The 19,071-nt window shown below is 50.9% G+C and carries 14 protein-coding genes and 2 pseudogenes; 10 read left to right on the forward strand and 6 right to left on the reverse strand.

The features are described 5' to 3' along the window. Positions 1 to 1,740 carry an alpha/beta fold hydrolase gene (locus DDY07_RS17620; protein WP_171696827.1) on the reverse strand — a complete coding sequence of 580 codons (1,740 nt, stop codon included), beginning with the start codon at positions 1,738 to 1,740 and terminating at the stop codon, positions 1 to 3. Positions 1,741 to 1,764: 24 nt separating this feature from the next. After that, a complete protein-coding gene (locus DDY07_RS17625) occupies positions 1,765 to 3,522 on the reverse strand; it encodes a GMC oxidoreductase (protein ID WP_171696828.1) in 1,758 nt (585 codons plus the stop codon). A 291-nt stretch (positions 3,523 to 3,813) separates the two neighbouring features. Between DDY07_RS17625 and DDY07_RS17630 the strand changes: the two genes are divergently transcribed. From DDY07_RS17630 to DDY07_RS17640, 3 genes are all read left to right on the forward strand, one after another. After that, a complete protein-coding gene (locus tag DDY07_RS17630; RefSeq protein WP_171696829.1) occupies positions 3,814 to 5,046 on the forward strand; it encodes an NADP-dependent isocitrate dehydrogenase in 1,233 nt (410 codons plus the stop codon). A 135-nt stretch (positions 5,047 to 5,181) separates the two neighbouring features. After that, complete coding sequence (locus DDY07_RS17635; RefSeq protein ID WP_033158182.1) at positions 5,182 to 5,841, forward strand: response regulator; 660 nt, start codon at positions 5,182 to 5,184, stop codon at positions 5,839 to 5,841. Further along, on the forward strand, positions 5,841 to 7,253 hold the full coding sequence (locus DDY07_RS17640) for an ATP-binding protein (protein ID WP_171696830.1): 1,413 nt from the start codon (positions 5,841 to 5,843) through the stop codon (positions 7,251 to 7,253). The genes DDY07_RS17635 and DDY07_RS17640 overlap by 1 nt, the downstream gene beginning before the upstream one ends. 156 nt (positions 7,254 to 7,409) lie before the next feature. Here the strand turns inward: DDY07_RS17640 and DDY07_RS17645 are convergent, their stop codons facing one another. Then, entirely contained in the window at positions 7,410 to 8,006 is a 597-nt protein-coding gene (locus DDY07_RS17645; RefSeq protein WP_171696831.1) for a CHRD domain-containing protein, read from the reverse strand. A 356-nt stretch (positions 8,007 to 8,362) separates the two neighbouring features. Between DDY07_RS17645 and DDY07_RS24500 the strand changes: the two are divergent. Then, positions 8,363 to 8,986 (forward strand): annotated as a pseudogene (locus DDY07_RS24500) (sialidase family protein); the annotation flags it as partial. Between the two features lie 42 nt (positions 8,987 to 9,028). Here DDY07_RS24500 and DDY07_RS24505 read toward each other — a convergent pair. Beyond that, positions 9,029 to 9,268: pseudogene (locus DDY07_RS24505) on the reverse strand (hypothetical protein); the annotation flags it as partial. Between the two features lie 338 nt (positions 9,269 to 9,606). On the opposite strand from DDY07_RS24505, the gene DDY07_RS17655 reads away from it, so the two are divergent. The 4 genes from DDY07_RS17655 (at position 9,607) to gltA (ending at position 13,449) form a co-directional block, all read left to right on the forward strand. Further along, positions 9,607 to 9,984 (forward strand): copper resistance CopC family protein, encoded by a 378-nt coding sequence (locus DDY07_RS17655; protein ID WP_033158186.1) that lies wholly within the window; start codon positions 9,607 to 9,609, stop codon positions 9,982 to 9,984. A 27-nt stretch (positions 9,985 to 10,011) separates the two neighbouring features. Next, complete coding sequence (locus tag DDY07_RS17660) at positions 10,012 to 10,680, forward strand: hypothetical protein (RefSeq protein ID WP_171696833.1); 669 nt, start codon at positions 10,012 to 10,014, stop codon at positions 10,678 to 10,680. A 17-nt stretch (positions 10,681 to 10,697) separates the two neighbouring features. Next, complete coding sequence (locus tag DDY07_RS17665; RefSeq protein WP_253734529.1) at positions 10,698 to 11,804, forward strand: HupE/UreJ family protein; 1,107 nt, start codon at positions 10,698 to 10,700, stop codon at positions 11,802 to 11,804. Positions 11,805 to 12,153: 349 nt separating this feature from the next. Then, positions 12,154 to 13,449, forward strand: a complete 1,296-nt coding sequence (gene gltA / locus DDY07_RS17670; protein WP_064008690.1) for a citrate synthase — start codon at positions 12,154 to 12,156, stop codon at positions 13,447 to 13,449. A 262-nt stretch (positions 13,450 to 13,711) separates the two neighbouring features. Here gltA and DDY07_RS17675 read toward each other — a convergent pair whose 3' ends face one another. Both DDY07_RS17675 and DDY07_RS17680 read right to left on the reverse strand, forming a co-directional pair. Next, positions 13,712 to 14,353, reverse strand: a complete 642-nt coding sequence (locus DDY07_RS17675) for a WecB/TagA/CpsF family glycosyltransferase (RefSeq protein WP_171696835.1) — start codon at positions 14,351 to 14,353, stop codon at positions 13,712 to 13,714. Between the two features lie 600 nt (positions 14,354 to 14,953). Beyond that, complete coding sequence (locus DDY07_RS17680; protein WP_064008692.1) at positions 14,954 to 15,574, reverse strand: hypothetical protein; 621 nt, start codon at positions 15,572 to 15,574, stop codon at positions 14,954 to 14,956. A gap of 334 nt (positions 15,575 to 15,908) precedes the next feature. Here DDY07_RS17680 and DDY07_RS17685 point away from each other — a divergent pair, with 334 nt between their 5' ends. Next, positions 15,909 to 16,079, forward strand: a complete 171-nt coding sequence (locus DDY07_RS17685) for a hypothetical protein (protein ID WP_171696836.1) — start codon at positions 15,909 to 15,911, stop codon at positions 16,077 to 16,079. 813 nt (positions 16,080 to 16,892) lie between these two features. Then, the gene (locus DDY07_RS17690; RefSeq protein WP_171696837.1) at positions 16,893 to 19,001 is read left to right on the forward strand and encodes a right-handed parallel beta-helix repeat-containing protein; all 2,109 of its coding nucleotides are present in this window, start codon (positions 16,893 to 16,895) and stop codon (positions 18,999 to 19,001) included. Positions 19,002 to 19,071: the final 70 nt, after the last annotated feature.

Genomic DNA, 19,071 nt, shown 5'->3' on the forward strand with positions numbered 1-19,071 from the left:
TCAATTGCGATGTTTATTCAAAAATTCCACGAAACGCGGAAAGATGTCCTGCGCGGCATTTTTGCCCATGATCACGTCCGCATGCCCGTAATCCGGAATCACCGCCAGTTCATGGCGGCCGGGGACGATTTGCTCCAGGCGTTGGTGGCAAACGATATTGGAATTGCGGAACAAGGCATTGTCCTGGCCGGCGACGAACAGACACGGCGTGTCGATCTCGGCGGCATGCTGGAAATAATTGTCCGGCAAGCTGCGGTAGCGGGGTTCGTTGGGCTGGTATTTCACGGCGGTATTGTTGGCATTGACCATTTTCAACACGTGTCGGTAGTAATTGACGCTACAGCCGCCAAACAAATCACCGCAGCGGCGATGCGTCACATCCTGCAGATTTTCATGTTTGTACAACACAGGAAAGCCCCAGCCCCACATGAAACTGAGCATATGGCACTCCGGCGAGTCGCATTCGTGATGAAACGCCGAAATCGCCGTCGCCAGCAATTTACCCGCCCCCCAACCCGGCTCGCGCCGCCAATAAGGGTTCAGATAATCCACGCCCAAAATATAATCGGCGGCCAGCGGGCCCAGATATAGCTTGATCTTGGCCGGCAGCGGCACGCAAGGCGTCAGCGCCACGCCGTTGGCGATCAGGCTGCGCACGCCGGTCACCGCTTTGCCGAACAAACCCATGGTAAACGCCAACGCCCCAAAGCAGTGGCTGATGACATGAATGCGGGCGGAAGGGCCGACCGCCGCGCGCACGGTGGCGATGGCCGCCGGCATGTCGTATAGCGCCAGATCGTCAACATTGAAGTTGTGTCTATGCAGATTATAGGAATAGCGGTTACTGATCCGACCGTCCAGAGTCCAGACGTCGCCAAAACCGTGGTCCAGCAGATAACTGGTCAGATTGTAATGCTCCGGCATGATGAACATATCGCTGGCGGCGGTCAGGCCCGGCACCAGCACTACCACATCGTCGCTAACCGCACGCTTGAAGCGCAATAAGCTCAGGCCCAGCCGGTCGGCGGTCGTGAACTGATGGGTGCTGACCTCCGCATCCTTGACGCCTTCCAAGGTATACAGTGGGATTTCCCGCTCGAAGCTGCCCATCTTTGGCAACATGGATGGTTTGTAGACTTCCCACAACGCGCCTAAAAAGAAGCCGCCGAAACGTTCGATGGCGTGCAGACGGTCTTTCAATGTATCGCCGCTCGCTTTGATCGTCGTCAGCTGTTTGGCAAAGTCCATCACTTCGATATACAACAAACCGGTGGCGTAGACCTTGGCTTTGGCTTCCTTGTCAGCTTCCACATGGCCCTTGAACAAATTGGTGAACAAGGTGGTAGTGTCGGCCCACAGGTCCGGGCCGACGTTGTTTTGAATCTGTTTGCGACCGCTCAAGGTCATGGCCTGACCATTGGCATCGGTAAAAAACAGCCGGTAGAGCATTTGTTTGCGGTCGGCGTCAGCGCTGTCGACGAACAGATTGAACACACCTTTGTCGACGTTACGCCGGCCGCCGATCAAATCGCCTTCCACGTAGCCTATTGCCGCCGATTGGTGGGCATCGGATTCCAGAAACGTATCCAGATCGTCGCTCTGGATGGTCAGATGAAACATGAAGTAATGGTTATCTTCCTTGCCTTGCTTATAGCCGTCTTCGAAAGCGGTTTGGCCCAGGCTGAGATAGCCTTTCATTTCTTCGGTGAATTCGAATGAGGTTTTATTGGTCGTTGTCATGTCAGTAATTCCTGTGAATTGGGTTTACACGCCCAGACTGGCATCGGGTTTGATGCCGGTGATACCTTCGGCAATCCACTCCGCGGTCGCGGATATGGTGGCTACCGGGTTGGCGCCGACCGCGCTCGGCAAGATCGAGCCGTCTACCACATACAAGCCCTGATAACCGAAAGCTTGGCCGCGCTGCTCAGGATGGCCGCTGACCACGCCTTTGTCCGGCGAGTCGGCCAGAATGCAACCGCCCAAAGGATGTACAGTAACGTTGTGGCGAATCGGCAAGTCCCAAGTCGGCAGTGGGAAAAACCAATGGGATTTGACAAATTTTTTGAATCGCTCCCCGGTCGCAAGTATGGCTTGATACAAGCTCATGCTGGTCTCTTGCGGCCAGTCCAGATCGATACGGTCTGCCTGGTTGAGTGTCAGCGTGCCGTCGCCGTGATCCAGGCCCATGCACAGCATCACCACGGATTTTGAAGATAAATCATCCTTTAGCATCTCGTGTAGCGAGAACCCCAAAGTGCCGTTCCAGACGCCGTTGCTCACGTATTTCTTCAGCCACTCGATTAACGCTTTCACGGCGCGAAGCAGTTTGAGTAAAGTGCTGGTCGGGAAAACGCCTTCGATATACCAGGCCAGTGAAGCCGGATAAGAAGCGTCTTCCAGCACGAAGGCTTGCTGTCTGTTGAAGCGGTCGAACAGGTTGTAATCGGTGTATTGGGTGATTACCGGGCCGTAGTTGGGGTCGGCGTCTTTTTTGCCTTCAATCGCGAACGATAAAAAGTCGCCGTTGCCGGAGAACCAGCGTCCCAGTTGCTCGCTGAGTTTGGGCAGGCTGTGATGCACATCGCGGCAGCGCAGCAATAGCTCGTTGCTGCCGAAGGTGCCTGCCGACACCACGACGCGGCGGGTTTTCAGGCTTTCCAGCTTTCCCGTGGCAAAGTTTTGAAATTCAACCCGATAACCGAATTCGCCGCTGGCGGAGCTGGCGTCGTCGCCATGCTGATTGAGCGGGATGATATTTTCGGCTTGGCAGTCGGTAAATACCTGGCCGCCATGCTGGTGTTGGCCGGCGTGAATGTAGTTCAGATCCAGCGTGTTTTTCGAGTGAGTGTTACAGCCGATATCGCATTCTCCGCAATAGGTACACGAGGTTTGCGTGGCGCCGTAACGGTTTTTTTCCTGCAAACCGATGGGGATGGGTGCGTCCGAACCTTGGTAGTTGTAGTCGTTACCAAAGAACACGCAGATGTCGGCCAGTTTGCTGGTGCGATTATCGTGGGCGGCAAATTCTTGAAACAGTTCGGTGCGGACGATTTTTCTGCGGTCGTCAGTTTGCCAGGATGGCACCGGGCGAGCGCCCAAGACTTGTTTGGCAACTTGATAATACGGGGCCAGGGTGGCTTTATCCAGGCCGGTTGGCCAGCCCTGCTCGAAGACCTGTTCGGGCGGTTCGAGGAAGACGTTGGCGTAAATCAACGAGCCGCCGCCCAGGCCCGCCGAAATCACTGCATCCATTTTTTTGTAATTGCGGACGTCAAACAAGCCGCGCAGATTTTTGTTTTGAATGTGGCGTGGCCGGTCTATCGCCTCGCCTTCCACGCTCCAAAAACTGTCGGAAATTTGTTTGGGCGAGCGGGCGAAAGAGCCCATTGGATAATGCCTGCCGCGTTCCAACAGCAAGACTTTGGAACCCCACTTCTGCGCGAGCCGGCAAAAGCTGATGGAACCGCCGAAACCACTACCGATGACTATCGCTTCGTAATCGAAGTGCTGACTAGCCATTTACACCTCCTCAAGAATGATTTTTTATTATTATTGGCTCATTGCCCTGCTATCGGATGTTGAAGAAAAACGGTGTTGCCGGGTAAAGGCTATTGCTAAAACCCTGTACAGAACAATGTCTTACGGCAGCATGCGTAGACGCCGCCTGGGCAGTATAGCCTAGTTTTTGCCGTGATTCGATTAATGCGAGACGCGCTGCAGACAGAGCCGAGCAAGCCGTTAAACATTCCGTGTTTCAGGGGTAGGCAGGCTATACTGAAGGCCTCTTTTAGCGATAGGTGAGGAGCCGTTATGAAGAAAATATCCGTCAAAAATCCGGTAGTGGAGATCGACGGCGATGAAATGACCCGCATTATCTGGCATTTCATTAAAGACAAATTGATTCTGCCTTACCTGGATCTGCAAATCGATTATTACGATTTAGGCATCGAGCAGCGCGATGCTACCGACGACCAAGTTACCATCGATGCGGCCCACGCCATTCAAAAGCACGGCGTTGGCATCAAATGCGCGACCATCACCCCGGACGAAGCGCGGGTGGCAGAGTTTGGATTGAAAAAAATGTACAAATCACCAAACGGCACGATTCGTAACATCCTGGACGGCACCGTGTTCCGCGAACCGATCATTTGCAAAAACGTGCCGCGCTTGGTGCCGAATTGGACCCAGCCGATCTGCATCGGCCGGCATGCGTTTGGCGACCAGTACCGAGCCACCGATTTCGTCACCAAAGGCAAAGGCAAGCTAAAAATCAGCTTCATGCCGGACGACGGCGGCCCGGAGCAAAGTTTCGAGGTCTATCATTTCGAAGGCGACGGCGTCGCGTTGGCGATGTACAACACCGACGAGTCCATCGCTGGTTTCGCTCGCAGCTGTTTCAATGTGGCCTTGGATCGAGGCTGGCCGCTGTATCTTTCCACAAAAAACACCATCCTGAAAAAATACGACGGCCGCTTCAAAGACATTTTCGAAGAAATTTACCAAGCGGAATACAAAGCGTTATACGAGGCCAAAGGCATTGTCTACGAGCATAAGCTGATCGACGACATGGTGGCCTCGGCTTTGAAATGGAACGGCGCCTTCGTCTGGGCCTGCAAAAACTACGATGGCGATGTGCAATCCGACACGGTGGCCCAAGGTTTTGGTTCACTGGGTTTGATGACCTCCACCTTAGTCACGCCGGATGGCAAAACCATGGAAGCCGAAGCGGCGCATGGCACCGTCACCCGCCATTACCGGATGCACCAGCAAGGCAAAAAGACCTCCACCAATCCGATTGCTTCGATCTTTGCCTGGACGCGCGGTTTGGCGTTTCGCGGCAAACTGGACGGCAACGCCGAGTTGATCAACTTCTGCGAAACCTTGGAGAAAGTCTGCGTCGATACCGTCGAGGCCGGGCAAATGACCAAGGATTTGGCCTTGTGTATCTACGACGACGATTTGAACGACTCGCATTATTTAACGACCGAGGATTTTCTGGAGACCTTGCGAGCCAATCTGGAACGCAGCCTTTCGGCGTCATGAGGCTTTTGCCGTTCGCTGGGTTTTAGTTGCAATCCCAGCGAACTTTTAAGTTGCTTACTCGCTCACAGAACACTGAGAAATCATTGCTACAATCCAGGCTAAGTTAATCACTCAGCCCATAGGTACACAAACATCATGCGCTTATTATTGGTAGAAGATGACGCCATCCTTGGTGATGGTTTAAAAGCCGGCTTGACGCTGGAAGGTTATGCGGTGGATTGGTTAATCGACGGCGCCCAGGCCGACGAAGCGCTGAAACTGAACCACTATGATCTGGTGGTGTTGGACTTGAACTTGCCGCGCATGGACGGGATGAGCGTGTTGAAGAACCTGCGCCGACGTAAGGACAGCACTCCAGTTTTGGTATTGACCGCCCGCGAAGGCGTCGCCGAACGGGTGGCCGGCCTGGACAATGGCGCCGACGATTTTGTCACCAAACCGTTCGACCTAGCGGAAATTTGCGCGCGCTTACGCGCATTGGCCCGCCGCCACGATGGTCATAGCCTGCCAGTGATCGAACATAAAGGCGTTACCATCGATCCCGCCGCGCACCAGGTGTATTTCAACGGCAAGCCGGTTGATCTGGCGCAAAAAGAATTTGAAGTGCTGAGTTACCTAATGGGACATATCGGCCAAGTTATTTCCCGCGCCCGTCTGGAAGAGTCGCTCTACGCCTGGGGCTCGGAAGTGGAAAGCAATGCGGTGGAAGTACATATTCACCATCTGCGTAAAAAACTGGATAGCAACCTGATTCGGACCATCCGCGGGGTCGGTTACATCATCGACGAGAACTGATGGTCAAACATTTTCGTCTGGCGCCACGCTCCCTGAAAAAGCAGCTGCTACTGTCGCTCCTAACCTCGCTGTTGTTGGTTTGGGGCGTTACCGCCTACTTCAGTTACAAACAAACCCGCGACGAAGTCACCGAACTATTCAACGCTGAATTAGCTCAATCGGCACGGGTGGTACACGCCTTTGTCGAGAATATGGTCCGGCAACGTGCACTGACCAAACTCTGGGAGCGCGACAAAGCTCCAGAACTGTTCGACACGCCCATCCTCGGCCACAAATACGAACGCAAAATTGCCTTTCAATTACGCTCAGTGAAAGAGGGGCTAGTGTTACGCTCGGAAAGCGCGCCAGAATTTGCCTTGTCCTTGACGCGAAACGGCTACAGCGAAACCATGCTGGATGGTCAGCTTTGGCATGTATTTAGCTTGAGCACCGAAAACGGCAATTATGTGATTCATGTCGGTCAACGCGACGATATTCGCCGGGAATTGGTGGAAGGCATCGCCGGCCAGCAAGTGATTGGTTTTTTGATCGCATTGCCGATATTGGGCATGATGATCTGGTGGATCGTCAGCCGCACCTTGTCGCCAGTCAACCAGGTCAAGGAGCAATTGGCCAGCCGGGCAGCCGGCTTTCTGCAACCGCTGTCAGTGGATAATCTGCCGGACGAGGTATTGCCTGTTGTCACGCAAATCAATAGCTTGTTTGCGATGCTGGAACAGGCTTTTGCAAACGAGCGCAATTTTACCTCCGACGCTTCCCACGAACTGCGCACGCCATTGGCCGGTCTGTTGACGCAAATTCAAGTGGCGCAAAAAACCACCGATACCCAGATGCGCGATCAGGCTTTGCAAAAAGCCCAGCAAGCGGTATCGCGGATGACGCATACGGTGCAACAATTGCTGACCTTGTCGCGAGTGCAGCATCAGCAGGCCGGGATTGCCAAGCAGTCTGTTGATGTTAACGAAGCCTTGATAGAGGTGATTTCCGATTTGGATCACGCCGCCCGCGAGAAGCGTATCGATATTGAATTGCAAGGAGAGCCGGCTCTAGTGATCGTCGCCAATCCTCAGTTATTTCAAGTGTTGTTACGCAACTTGATCGATAACGCCATCAAATATTCGCCGATTGAAGGGCATATCAAAGTAGCTTGTCGCCGCGAAAACAAGCGCTTGCAGCTGACTGTGGACGACAGCGGCCCCGGTGTTGCCGACGACGATTATCAGCGTATCACGCAGCGCTTTTACCGTTGCGTGGAAACCGCCAATAGCGTTGAAGGCAGCGGCTTGGGTTTGTCCATCGTGCAGCGCATTGTGGCGTTACATGCGGCGGATATTGATTTTGCCAAGTCGGAGCTGGGTGGTTTGCAAGCACGGTTACACATGGATTTGGCCGGTTCTGCGCCTGTGAAATAGAGGCAAATTTATTCGAATCAACTGACGTCCAAGTCTATGCTTGCAGTTAAACGAATGCCGTTTTGAAGAGCCAGCAGATTATCTTGCGGTCTCGTAAGTCGGGTTAGCTCGATAGCGCGTAACCCGACATTTCAACTAATGCCAAATCGGTTGCCTTTAAACTTGCCTACGACGGCGGCTTAACGAGAACATACCGACTACACTACCAAATAACCAAATTGCAGCCGGCACTGGTACTGCGGCGGGTTGCAGAAATCCGCGAATTTCACCGCCGAGAAATGCCGACGTATGAATATTGAGATAGGCTTTGCCTGCCGCCGCGCCAGCCAGTAGGGCATTCATTGCGCTGCTGACGGTGCCGCCGTTATTGGTGATGAATGTCGCGTTATAGCTGCTAGCGAGGCTAAGATCGAACGTCTCGTCCATGCTGCCGGATTTTACGCCCAAAGGAAATCCAAAAAAGCTTGGCGTTTGACTAGCGACCCCGGCAGTCGCTACCCCCGCAACGGAAGTGCAGCAATGAATGTGAGCGGCGGTGGTATTGCCCTGCAACCCACTGAAAGAAAAATTAACCCGCATGGTGACCAAGTCCAGATCGAAAGTGACAGTACCGCTGCCAAAACCTAAAGAGCTATTGGGCGGCGCTTCGTTTGGCCCGGATAAAACGACGGCATAACTAAGTTCGTGAGCTGCCACGCCAACACTGGTTAAACATGCCGATAGTAACGCTAGTAACAACATAATGCTTTTCATGTAAATCTCCCTAAATACCAATGCAAAATTAAAAGATTTTGTGTGAAAAAACGTCTGCCAAATATTTCAGCCCGCTACCTTCCCCCGACAAGGCGATGGGATTGTTACTTGCTTTAATGGGTACGGTCAATCATACAATTTTTAAGTTTTTCAATGGCTAGCCATTAAACCAAGTGGGCTGGCAGCAATGCCGGGGTAGGGCAATTTGGCCTTCAAACGGCGGGCCGAAATTTGATCGACGCGGCTGCTATCCATTGGGCTCCTGCATTGCTCGAAGTTGCGGGTGTTTCCCGGTTCTGATTTGCGCGCCAATATGATCTAATCATCGCCTTTTTTGTCAGAGAGGCGTCATACCCATGCCGAACTTGAAGGCTATATACTTGAGCGTTGCCGTGCTCACCAGTTTGGCGTCGTTTGGTTGTGGCGAGCAAAAACTTGTTACGGCGAAGCTGGCTTTAGATCAAAGTGTTCTCAGTCCTATCGACGCCAAAACGCTAGGTTTACAAAATTTGGTCAGTTTCGATGTGTATGTCGACAGGCAGACCGTGCATGCCGCCTTCGTCGCGACACCAACCGGCAGTAAGCAACCTTATATAGGCTATCTGCATTCCGAAGATGGCGGCCTGCATTGGTCGCAGCCCAGCGCTTTGAGCGCGCAATTTAACCAGCCCGTTGAAGCGAAAATCGGCAACGATATACAAATTGCCGCAGCCGGCGACAAATTGTTGATCGTCTGGCAAACTACCGGCGAATTGCCCGGCATGGGGCCGTTATTCACGGTTTATTCGAATGATGCCGGCAAAACCTGGCAGCAAGGCGTCAAGCCGACCGGCAGCGATGCGGATCAGTCCCATCATGAATTGCTGGCAGATCAGGAAGGTCGTTTTCATGCTGTCTGGTTGGATGATAGGGACGAAAACGGTTATCAGGGGGTGCGGTATGCGCGCAGTAGCGATGTCGGTAAGAGTTGGGAATTGGCACAGACTATCGACGATTCCAGTTGCTCGTGCTGTTGGAACCGCATGATTCTGGGTGCAGACGGTAAATTGAATACGTTGTATCGGGATATGAAGCCGCGTGATATGGCGCTGGCACAAAGCTCCGATGGCTGCGCCAGTTGGCAACGCCTGAGTACGGTGGGCGAGTTCAACTGGATTTTCGACGGTTGTCCGCATAACGGTGGCGCCCTGGCGGTAGCCGGCGATGGTTCCTTGCATAGCCTGGTGTGGACCGGCGCGGACAATCAAGTTGGGCTTTATCATATGCAATCCATCGACAGTGGTAAAAGCTGGACGCCACCGCAACGCTTAGGCGAGGCCGGCGCGTTTCATGCGGATATTGCTTTCGGCGCCGGGCGCCTGGTTGCGGTGTGGGATGCACTCGGTCCTGACGGTTCTAAAGTATTCGTCTCGGAATCCGTTGATAATGGCGGGCATTGGTCGACAAGCAAGCAGCTATCGTCGGCCAGTGGCTCGGCGACCTTCCCGCGCATCGTCGCTACCTCGACCGGTTTGCTGGCGATGTGGTTAGAGCAAACGCCCACCGGCAAGCAATGGTCGGCGGCGGTTTTACAATGATTTTTATACTTTAAGAGGTGGTCATGCCCAAGTTAGACATAACAAAAATAATAAAACCCGGCTTGTTGGCGCTCGCGTTATTCAGCCCGGTCTCAGTATTTGCGCACGCGATTCTAGTGAAATCGCAACCCGCCAAGGACGAGACCGTCACCGAATCGCCCAAGCAAATCGATCTGTGGTTTAACGACGCAGTCCGCAGCGAATACAAAGCCCTGGCCGTCATCGACAGCACCGGCAAGCGGGTGGATAACCACGACGTCGCGCAAAGTCTGACCAATGGTGCCAATATCTACGCCACTGTGCCAACACTGGCGCCGGGCACCTACACTATTCGCTACCGCGTGGTTTCCGAGGACACTCACATAGTCACCGGTAAATTCGAATTTACCGTCAAACCCTAGTCTGCATTCTTCCATCGGTTTATTTCTATGAATATTCAGCGACTTCCCGTCTTTTTTATCGCCGGGCTCGTGGCCTGCGTGGTTTTACTCAGCGGTTGCGACAAACTTGGCTTCGGTACCAAACAATCTAATGCACTGGGCAATCGTCCGGATTTGGATTGCATCATCGCCAACGATTTTTACGCGGTGCACTTCAGCGCTTATCTGCAGCCGGATAAAAACGATAAAAATCCTGATCCTAAAGCGGCGTTCGTGCCGTTTTGCCAGAAAATCCCCAGAGCCGGCAAGATGTTTTTCACCGCCGATTTGATCGACCGCGATATTCGTGCGACGCCGATTGGCATTAAATTGGTGGAAGTGGAAAAAACCGGCCAGAAAGCGCCGGATGATGTGCGTGAAATTCGTACTGTCGCCGAAATCCCGTCCAAGCTGTATCCGAAAGGCGCGGTAGAAGCGCAAGCCGATGTGGATAAAACCGGCGATTATGTGCTGTATCTGTTGATCGGCGAAGCAATGGAAGACGATGATAAATTCCGCATTGCGCTGGAAGTGGGTGTCGATCCCAAGGGCGCCGATTTACCACTAGCGGCAATAGGTGGCGTGGTGGCCTTGGTGCTGCTGGTGCTGGGATTTTTGGTTTACCTGCACAAACGTAGAAAAGCCGCGCAAACCAATGGAAATGGGGAACAGCCCTAATGACGAGCGGATGGAAAATGCTTAGGTTGTTTGCCCGCTGGCAATGCTTGCTGCTGGTTTGTTTGCTGCTGCCATCGGGCTGGGCAGCGGCGCACGCCCCTGGCCTTAGCTCAATCGATGTGACTGTCAAATCCGACCAAGTTATCGTTAAATTGACCTTTGCCCTGCAAGACATCGAAGCCTTTGCGCCGATGGATAGCGACCTGGATGCGGAAGTCAGCGCCGCGGAGCGCGAAGCCGCCAAGCCGGACATTGCCAAAATGCTGGCTGCGCAGTTGCGGGTCAATATTGATGGCGCTGATGTGCAAGCCGTGGCCCCAGGGACTGTCGTTTACGATGAACAGAACAACGCCCATGTCGAATTTATTTTTCAATCTGTGCCGCACCAACAGTTACAGGTGCAATCCAAGTTATTGGCCTGGCTACCTGACGGGCATCAGCAGTATGTCACGGTGCGCGACGCCGCCGGTAAAACGCTAAGCGAGAAAATGCTAAGCAGGGCCGACGACCAGTTGCAATGGGCATTGTCTCCTGCCGATCAATCCGTGGCGCAAAACGATTCCCGATTTTCCGCGTTTGCCGATTTTTTGAAGCTGGGCATCGAGCACATCCTCACCGGTTACGACCACCTGTTATTCTTGTTTGCCTTGCTGGCAGTCACGCATAGTTTCTGGCCGGCGATCAAGATCGTCACCTTCTTTACCATCGCCCATTCCATCACCTTGGCGTGTGCAGGGCTGAACATCATTGAGCTACCCAGCAGCTTCGTCGAACCTGTTATTGCGTTGACCATTATTTATGTGGCCGTGGAAAACATTATGCGCGGCGACCACCCCAAGGGCCGGCAATGGCTGACCTTCGGCTTTGGCTTGATCCATGGCTTTGGCTTTGCCAGTGTGCTGCGGGAAATGAATATTTCCAGCGGCGACACCGGCATCTTGTTGCCCTTGCTGTCGTTTAACTTAGGCATAGAAACCGGCCAAATCGCGGTGGCGTCGGTGGTGTTGCCTATCATCTGGTGGCTAAACAACAAGCCTGCATTTGCCGAGAAATTCTTGAAAGGTTGTTCCGCCATGGTAGCCTTGATGGGGGCTTATTGGCTGTTGGAGCGGACGGTTTTGTAAACCGCCCTTGAGGGGGGGGTGCCTAGCATCAGAAGAGGCAAACACCGAGTTGCCCCAGAATTTTAGCGATTCCGGGACGTCTTGAATAGCCAAGACCATTGACGTCTGCAAAGACGCCTGCGCCCTCAACTGTGACAGCGCAGGCAACGGGTTTCGCATTGCGCTACCCATCCTCGAAATTTGCCATCCCAGTCCCTTAGGCCGGGTAGCGCAACGCGAAATCCATCAATCAGGCCTTCGTTTTTCGTTAAATTGTAAACAATCCTGATCTAAAGCTGTGTTTATTCGCTATTTGCAATAGAATACAAACCATCCCCTTTTCAACAGCTAGCTCTCCGGAGAATTTGACATGACTGATAAAAAAGTGACGTTAAAACAGGATGACCAGGACCGCGTTATCGAATTACCGGTCACGCCAGGCACCATGGGCCCGTCCGTCATCGATATTCGTTCCTTGTATGCGCAGACCGGCCATTTTACTTACGATCCCGGTTTCACCTCCACCGCCAGCTGCACTTCAAAAATCACATTTATAGACGGCGACGCCGGCGTGCTGTTGTATCGGGGCTACCCCATCGAACAACTGGCGGAAAAATGCGATTTTCTGGAAGTCTGTTATCTACTGCTGAACGGCGACCTGCCCAACGGCTCGGAAATGAAAGGCTTCGTCACCACCATCAGCCAGCATGTCATGGTACACGAACAGCTGATTAAATTTTACAGCGGATTCCGCCGCGACGCGCATCCGATGGCGGTATTGGTGGGTGTAGTCGGCGCGCTGTCGGCGTTTTATCACGAAGTAATGGACATCACCTGCAAGGAAGACCGCTATATTTCGGCCATCCGCCTGATCGCCAAAATGCCGACCATGGTGGCGATGTGCTACAAATACAGCATCGGCATGCCGTTTATCTACCCCAAACGCAAGTTGGGCTACGCCGAAAACTTCATGCGCATGATGCACGGCGACGCCGGCGAAGACTATCTGGCCAACCCGGTTTTGGTTAGAGCGCTGGATAGAATCCTGATCCTGCACGCCGATCACGAACAAAATGCTTCCACGTCCACCGTACGTCTGGCCGGCTCCAGCGGCGCAAACCCTTATGCTTGCGTGGCGGCCGGCATCGCCTGTCTGTGGGGCGCAGCACACGGCGGCGCTAACGAGGCGGTGTTGAACATGTTGGAAGAAATCGGCGACGTGTCGAAAATCGGCGAATATGTCGCCCGAGCCAAGGACAAAAACGATCCGTTCCGCCTGATGGGTTTTGGCCACCGGGTTTACAAAAACTACGACCCGCGCGCCAAACTGATGCGGCAAACCTGCCACGAAGTGCTGGACGAATTGAATCTGAACGACGACCGCCTGTTCAAACTGGCGATGGAACTGGAACGGATTGCGTTGGAAGACCCGTACTTCGTCGAGAAAAAACTCTACCCCAACGTGGACTTTTATTCCGGCATCGTTTTAAGAGCGCTGGGCATCCCCACCGAAATGTTCACTGCGATCTTCGCGCTGGCCCGTTCAGTGGGTTGGATAGCGCAATGGGACGAAATGATCTCCGACCCTGAATTGAAAATCGGCCGGCCGCGGCAGTTATATAAAGGTGTGACGACTAGGGACGTGAAATCGATTTCTAATCGGTGATAAAACAAATAGTTAAGTCCCCTATCCTTCTGGACAACTGCACCTAACTTAAAGACGGGCAGCCCCTTCTCCCTCAGTACCCACTGGGCATAAAGGAGAAGGCTGGGATGAGGGGATCAATAAAGTTCTTTGCCTTATTTATTCTCCTCACCCCAACCCTCTCCAGCAGGAGAGGGGGCTTAACTAAACGGTATTAACTCTAGCTCTCTCCCTTAGTAAGGGGGATTTTTTGGAGGTTATTTAGCGCATTGGTTGATGACCTTCAAGAAGTAACCGCCGAGCGCTTCAACACTCTAATCTGCAAAAAATCCCAGGCAAAACGTAGTAGAAACACCGGGTTGGTGGAAAAATAACGCTTAACCAGCCGCCTATCCTTAGCCATCCGATAGCACCATTCCAAACCGCTTTTCTGCATCCATAGCGGTGCCCGCTTGATGTGTCCCGAGTGAAAATCAAACGCCGCGCCAACGCCCAATTGCACCGGCACATGCACTCTATCCAGATGCGCCGCAATCCATTTTTCCTGTTTGGGCGCGCCTAAGCCGACCCAAAGAAAATCCGGCTTGGCGGCGTTGATCAAATCCACCAATTGTTGATCTTCCTCGTCAGACAAAGGCCGAAACAGCGGGGAATGCCAACCTACAAGCTCGGCTTGTGGATAGCGCTTGCGGATGTTGGTAACCAAGTCCGCCAAGACCTCATCTTTACCGCCTAGAAAAAAATGCCGCCAACCTAATTGCTGCCCATGATCCAGGCATTTCAACATCAAATCCGGACCGCAAACCCGCGTCTTAATCTCCGCTTGATGCACCAGTTTAGCAAACCACACCAGGGGCAAGCCATCCTTGGTAGATAAGGTTTTGTTGGAAATATCGCGCAACTCTCTATCGGTTAGACAGGCCACCGTGGTATGCACATTGGCGATACAGACCTGATGAGATTGACCAATACCAATCCACTCCTAAAATTGCTTTGACGTAAGCTCGTAATCCAGAATAGGGACGCGTATTCCGAAAATACCTACTGACTTGATTGACTGCATTCCGTGCTCCATCGGGCGGTTAATTGAAAATTGATGCTTTTAATTTTGTCACCCTAGCATCGCTATATTTGCCCCCGGAGTCAATTCAAAGCAGTCCAATTCGACTAAATCAAAGCGATACCAACAGGGCAACGCTGGGAGTAGTTGCCGAGAGGGTTGGGGTGAGAAGAAATAAACCGAGTGGATTGCTACGCTCACTCCCTATCCCCCGGGCAATGCTGTTAAGTCAAGGTGCTTCCCCCTTTGAAAAAGTACCCGCAGGGCATGAAGGGGATCGAGGGGGATTTATTCAGAAAATCTCCCCTGCCCCCTCTATTTCAAAGAGGGGAAATAACAAGACTAAAGCTTAACGACAGTCCCTCCGCATCCACCCTCTCCTCCCACGAGGAGAGGGCCTTTTAAAAGCCGCCTATTAGTTTGAGGAACGCTGCCATAGCTAAAGCGCTCCGAAAACCAACGCGGTCAGGGCGCACAATTAACCACCAACTCATCACTATATTGACCAACCTCGGCGTCTTTTAAGATATAAACCGCTGTATAGCGGCGCAATTCCGGCTTGCCGGCAACCAGTAAAGGTCGGTTATCGACATAAGGCGGTATCGTATCCCTTGCCAAAAATACAAACTCCGACTCACCCTCGCGCTGACAATAGATGTTGATACCGTCACTCTTAGATTTAACAAAATTCAGCACCACCACACCACCCGTCTGATCTACCCCGGTCAAGACCGGCTTGGCTTCGGAAAGCTTGGTCGTATCTTCCGAGCCGATGATACCGAGCAAATTACCCAAAGCATCGGAATAAGCCGGATGCGCCTTGATGCGTCTGACTAAGGCTCTCACTCGGCTTTCGATATTATTGCGACTGGCAGTTTTAGCCGCCGTGGCATGCCTTGCTGCCGCTGAAGCGGCATTTACTTCGCCAATCTTGGTATGTAATTCCTGATTATCGCTATCGACACTGGCAATATCCTCGGCGGATAAACCAAATTCAGCCTGACGCGCGGCGAGATTGACCTTAAAACGATCATGCCAAATCAATAAATCGCTATCTGGATGTGGAAAGTAATCGGATTTAGCCATTTTGAATTCTCCTTATTGTTACTAGCTGGAACCTCAAAAAAAATCTCCCTTCTCCCTCCGTACCCGCAGGGCATAAAGGAGTATGTTTTTATTATGCATTTAAAATCAATCAGTTATATACTTTACCCAAGCCTTCTTCAGGAGGGAGAGAGGATTTATAGAGGTTTCCAAAATACAATACCGCACAGTTATCGGCGCGGCAGACTCCACCGTAGAACCAACCGCATTAGACGGCAAAACCCTAACGGCTTAATTAATTCTATATACATTTTAAGAAGCTCTACAAGCCGCTGGTGGTGCGGCTAAATGTCGCGTCCGCAACCACGACTAACTCATGGTTGCCGACAAACCAATTGGCGGCAACCACAGAAGGTTCATTGGCGCCCACAAAACTTCTGGTGGTACCCACAAAAGGCTAAGCGGCGCCGACAAAGTTCTTGGCGGTAACTCCAGACGCTTCATCGGTACCGACCAAGCGCCCGACGTTGCCAATCAAGGCCTGTAGCGTGCCTACGAGTTATCTATGAATGCTCACACATCGTCCAGAACAGCCTATGAAGCAGGCTTAGGCACACCATTAAGATTTAATTAAAATAAAAAAATGGCTTGGTTATCAAGCCATTATGTTTTAGGCTGTACCTAGCCTCCAATATCATCCGCTTATAATTCGACACTCTTGGCCAGGCTGGAACAGTTAGCTTGATGCACGCATCAACAACGCCACTCTCGCCAAACCTGACGAATTTACTCATTGGTGGCACATAGCTACAGGGAACCTTTAAAAATTAAAAAATCTCCTTCCCACTCCGGGAGAAGGTTGGGATGAGGGAATTAAATATGAAATATGTTCATCCCTCGCCCTCTCCTTTATGCCTTGCGGTTACGTAGGAAAAGGGATTTTTAGAGGCTGCCGAATAAGCTTGGATGGGCACATAAAAAGCCATTGTCGACACATGCAATCGAGATAGGCTGTTACCAACACATTTCAACAGTATGTCAGAACCGCGCGCTTTAGTTCAGATGCTAGCCAAGCGCACCAATTTGGCTCGTCAATATTTATTACACTCTGACTGAAGTTGAAAAAGCGGTATTCGTGAGGTTACGTATTTCGTTATTGAAAAGAGCTGCTAGTATTGATTCCGTGTTGGCGATGCAAGTTGAATGGACTAGCCCGCAGTTGACCCAATTCTGAAACAATTCCAAAGTATCTTCGTAACCAAGGACCGGAACACTACCCCTCAAATATTAACTGAATTAGCTGACTGTATTCCGTGGTCTGTCAGGCTATTGGAGCATGAGTTAATAAAAGGAGAAAACTATGTTTATTAAACTTGTCATAACTCTAACCTTCGCAACGCTCTGCTCCGCAGCGGCGGCAAAGGATTACTACGTATCGCCCTCGGGCAGCGACAGCCTGAATGGCCTGTCCCCCAGCATCAATTTCTGGACCAAAACCGGCCCTTTCAAAACGCTAACTCGCGCCCGAAACGCTATTCGGCAATTAAAAGCTGCGGGGAAATTCAATGAAGCTATCACGGTCCATGTCGGGAGGGGGACTTACCAACTACAAGCTCCACTAGAGTTGAACGATAATGACTCTGGATTTCTTGGGCAGGAAATTACATGGCAAGGTGAAAAAGGCGCAACATTCATTACTGGCGCAATCAATCTTAATTGCCAACCATTCGACCCCCAAACGCCAAGAAAAATATTGAGCTGCTCAGTAAACAATGATGCTTTAGCGAATATCAAGTCTGAAAGTCTAAAGCGTCTAGCAGGTAACGCACCCGTGTTCGAACTGTTTGTAGACGGAATCAAAATGCAGCTAGCCCGTTGGCCTGATTCTGATTGGGCCCATATAAGACTACCCTTGACAGACAACACAAGCTTTACCGTGTTTGAAAAACTGCCTCTATTTACCGGCGATTTGAGTAATGCCCAAATACATACCTTACCTGGCAGCGATTATTATGACCAATATATTGGTGTCTCCCAAATTAACTTTGCGAATAATCAAATAGATTTAGCCTCTGAAACAACTCAAAAAATCTCCAGCGGTCGATTATTTTACCTGGAAAATTTTCAATCTGCTCTCAACACCCCTAAAGAATGGTTTTACGATATAGCAAATTCCCAGATTAAATTTATAGCACCTGAAGCTAGTCTTGCTAAGCAAGTATTAATCTCTTCTATACCTACACTATTAAAAATATATTCAGCAAATTATCTCAACTTCAGAAATATAACTTTTCAACATAGTACAAGTACAGCCATTACGCTGACCTATGCAGAAAACGTAGTGTTTGATAACCTTGAAATAAGAAATGTCGGGGGCAAAGCTATCGAAGGCTATGCCACTAACAATATCACTGTCACCAATAACCATTTGCATGATGCAGGTCGAGGTGGCGTTCTACTCTATGGCGGTGATAGACCAACCTTGCAAGCATCCGGAAATCTAATTCACAATAACATTTTTCACGATTACGACACAGTGCTATACAACTACGCACCAGCCATCGAAATAGGCGGTGTAGCAGCAACTGTTTCTCATAACCTCGTCAAAAACGCTTTTGGTAATGGAATTGTAATGGCCGGAAATGATCATCTGGTAGAAAAAAACGAAATCACTAATATCTGTCAAAAAAGCGGCGACTGCGGATCAATATATGCATCAGGAAGAGACTTGACATATCGAGGCAGCATAATTCGCTATAATTATGTTCACGACGTTACCGGATATATGCTCAATGGCGTCACTCTCAATATAGCCAACAATATCATTCAATATATGAATGAAGGCGCTCGAGGTATTTATCTTGATGACGCCGTCAGCGGCCAAACGGTATATGGGAATATTCTTGTCAACTCTGGCTATATAGATATTCAACTAGGTGGTGGGCGCGATAACCGAATCGAAAACAATGTCATTAAAACCAATAAATATGCCATTTTAGTGGACCAAAGAGGGGCGTATTTTGCTTGGTCTGCTCTAAAAAACAGCTTATCGACAATGCCAATTAACACCGCTATTTGGCGAGAGAAATATCCAAAGCTAGGTGCACCGATAAATAATGAAAAATGGGCGGAAGGAAATAGCATTCAGCACAATATTGTAATTTCAGGCAAAGCTGATGGTAGATCTCTGCAATATACTTTGCCAAAAGCAACCAATACCATAGGAAGCAACCTAGTCTGGCATACTGCCCGTAACTTCAAAGTGGACTACAAAATTTTAGATGCCGCAACGGCAAAAGGGGCCGCACTATGGACAGATTGGATAAATCAGGGTATAGAATGGGGAAGCTTGTATGTTGATCCTTGCCTGGATATTTCGGGTAGCACAATTAATTTTACCTGTACAGAGTCCCCTGTATCGAAAATTGGTTTTAAACCGATTCCAATAGATATAGGACTGTTACAATAAGCTTTACATGTTGTTGCCGCCTTTTTCGACATCCAGAACTAGCGGCAACAACTTTCGAAAAATTAAAAAA

This window comes from Methylomonas sp. ZR1 (assembly GCF_013141865.1).
Classification (GTDB): domain Bacteria; phylum Pseudomonadota; class Gammaproteobacteria; order Methylococcales; family Methylomonadaceae; genus Methylomonas.

Excerpts from the sequence above, each read along its gene's own strand:
- DDY07_RS17620 (WP_171696827.1), bottom strand. The coding sequence starts at position 1,740 with ATGACAACGACCAATAAAACCTCATTCGAATTCACCGAAGAAATGAAA.
- DDY07_RS17625 (WP_171696828.1), bottom strand. The coding sequence starts at position 3,522 with ATGGCTAGTCAGCACTTCGATTACGAAGCGATAGTCATCGGTAGTGGT.
- DDY07_RS17630 (WP_171696829.1), top strand. The coding sequence starts at position 3,814 with ATGAAGAAAATATCCGTCAAAAATCCGGTAGTGGAGATCGACGGCGAT.
- DDY07_RS17635 (WP_033158182.1), top strand. The coding sequence starts at position 5,182 with ATGCGCTTATTATTGGTAGAAGATGACGCCATCCTTGGTGATGGTTTA.
- DDY07_RS17640 (WP_171696830.1), top strand. The coding sequence starts at position 5,841 with ATGGTCAAACATTTTCGTCTGGCGCCACGCTCCCTGAAAAAGCAGCTG.
- DDY07_RS17645 (WP_171696831.1), bottom strand. The coding sequence starts at position 8,006 with ATGAAAAGCATTATGTTGTTACTAGCGTTACTATCGGCATGTTTAACC.
- DDY07_RS17655 (WP_033158186.1), top strand. The coding sequence starts at position 9,607 with ATGCCCAAGTTAGACATAACAAAAATAATAAAACCCGGCTTGTTGGCG.
- DDY07_RS17660 (WP_171696833.1), top strand. The coding sequence starts at position 10,012 with ATGAATATTCAGCGACTTCCCGTCTTTTTTATCGCCGGGCTCGTGGCC.
- DDY07_RS17665 (WP_253734529.1), top strand. The coding sequence starts at position 10,698 with ATGCTTAGGTTGTTTGCCCGCTGGCAATGCTTGCTGCTGGTTTGTTTG.
- gltA (WP_064008690.1), top strand. The coding sequence starts at position 12,154 with ATGACTGATAAAAAAGTGACGTTAAAACAGGATGACCAGGACCGCGTT.
- DDY07_RS17680 (WP_064008692.1), bottom strand. The coding sequence starts at position 15,574 with ATGGCTAAATCCGATTACTTTCCACATCCAGATAGCGATTTATTGATT.
- DDY07_RS17685 (WP_171696836.1), top strand. The coding sequence starts at position 15,909 with ATGGTTGCCGACAAACCAATTGGCGGCAACCACAGAAGGTTCATTGGC.
- DDY07_RS17690 (WP_171696837.1), top strand. The coding sequence starts at position 16,893 with ATGTTTATTAAACTTGTCATAACTCTAACCTTCGCAACGCTCTGCTCC.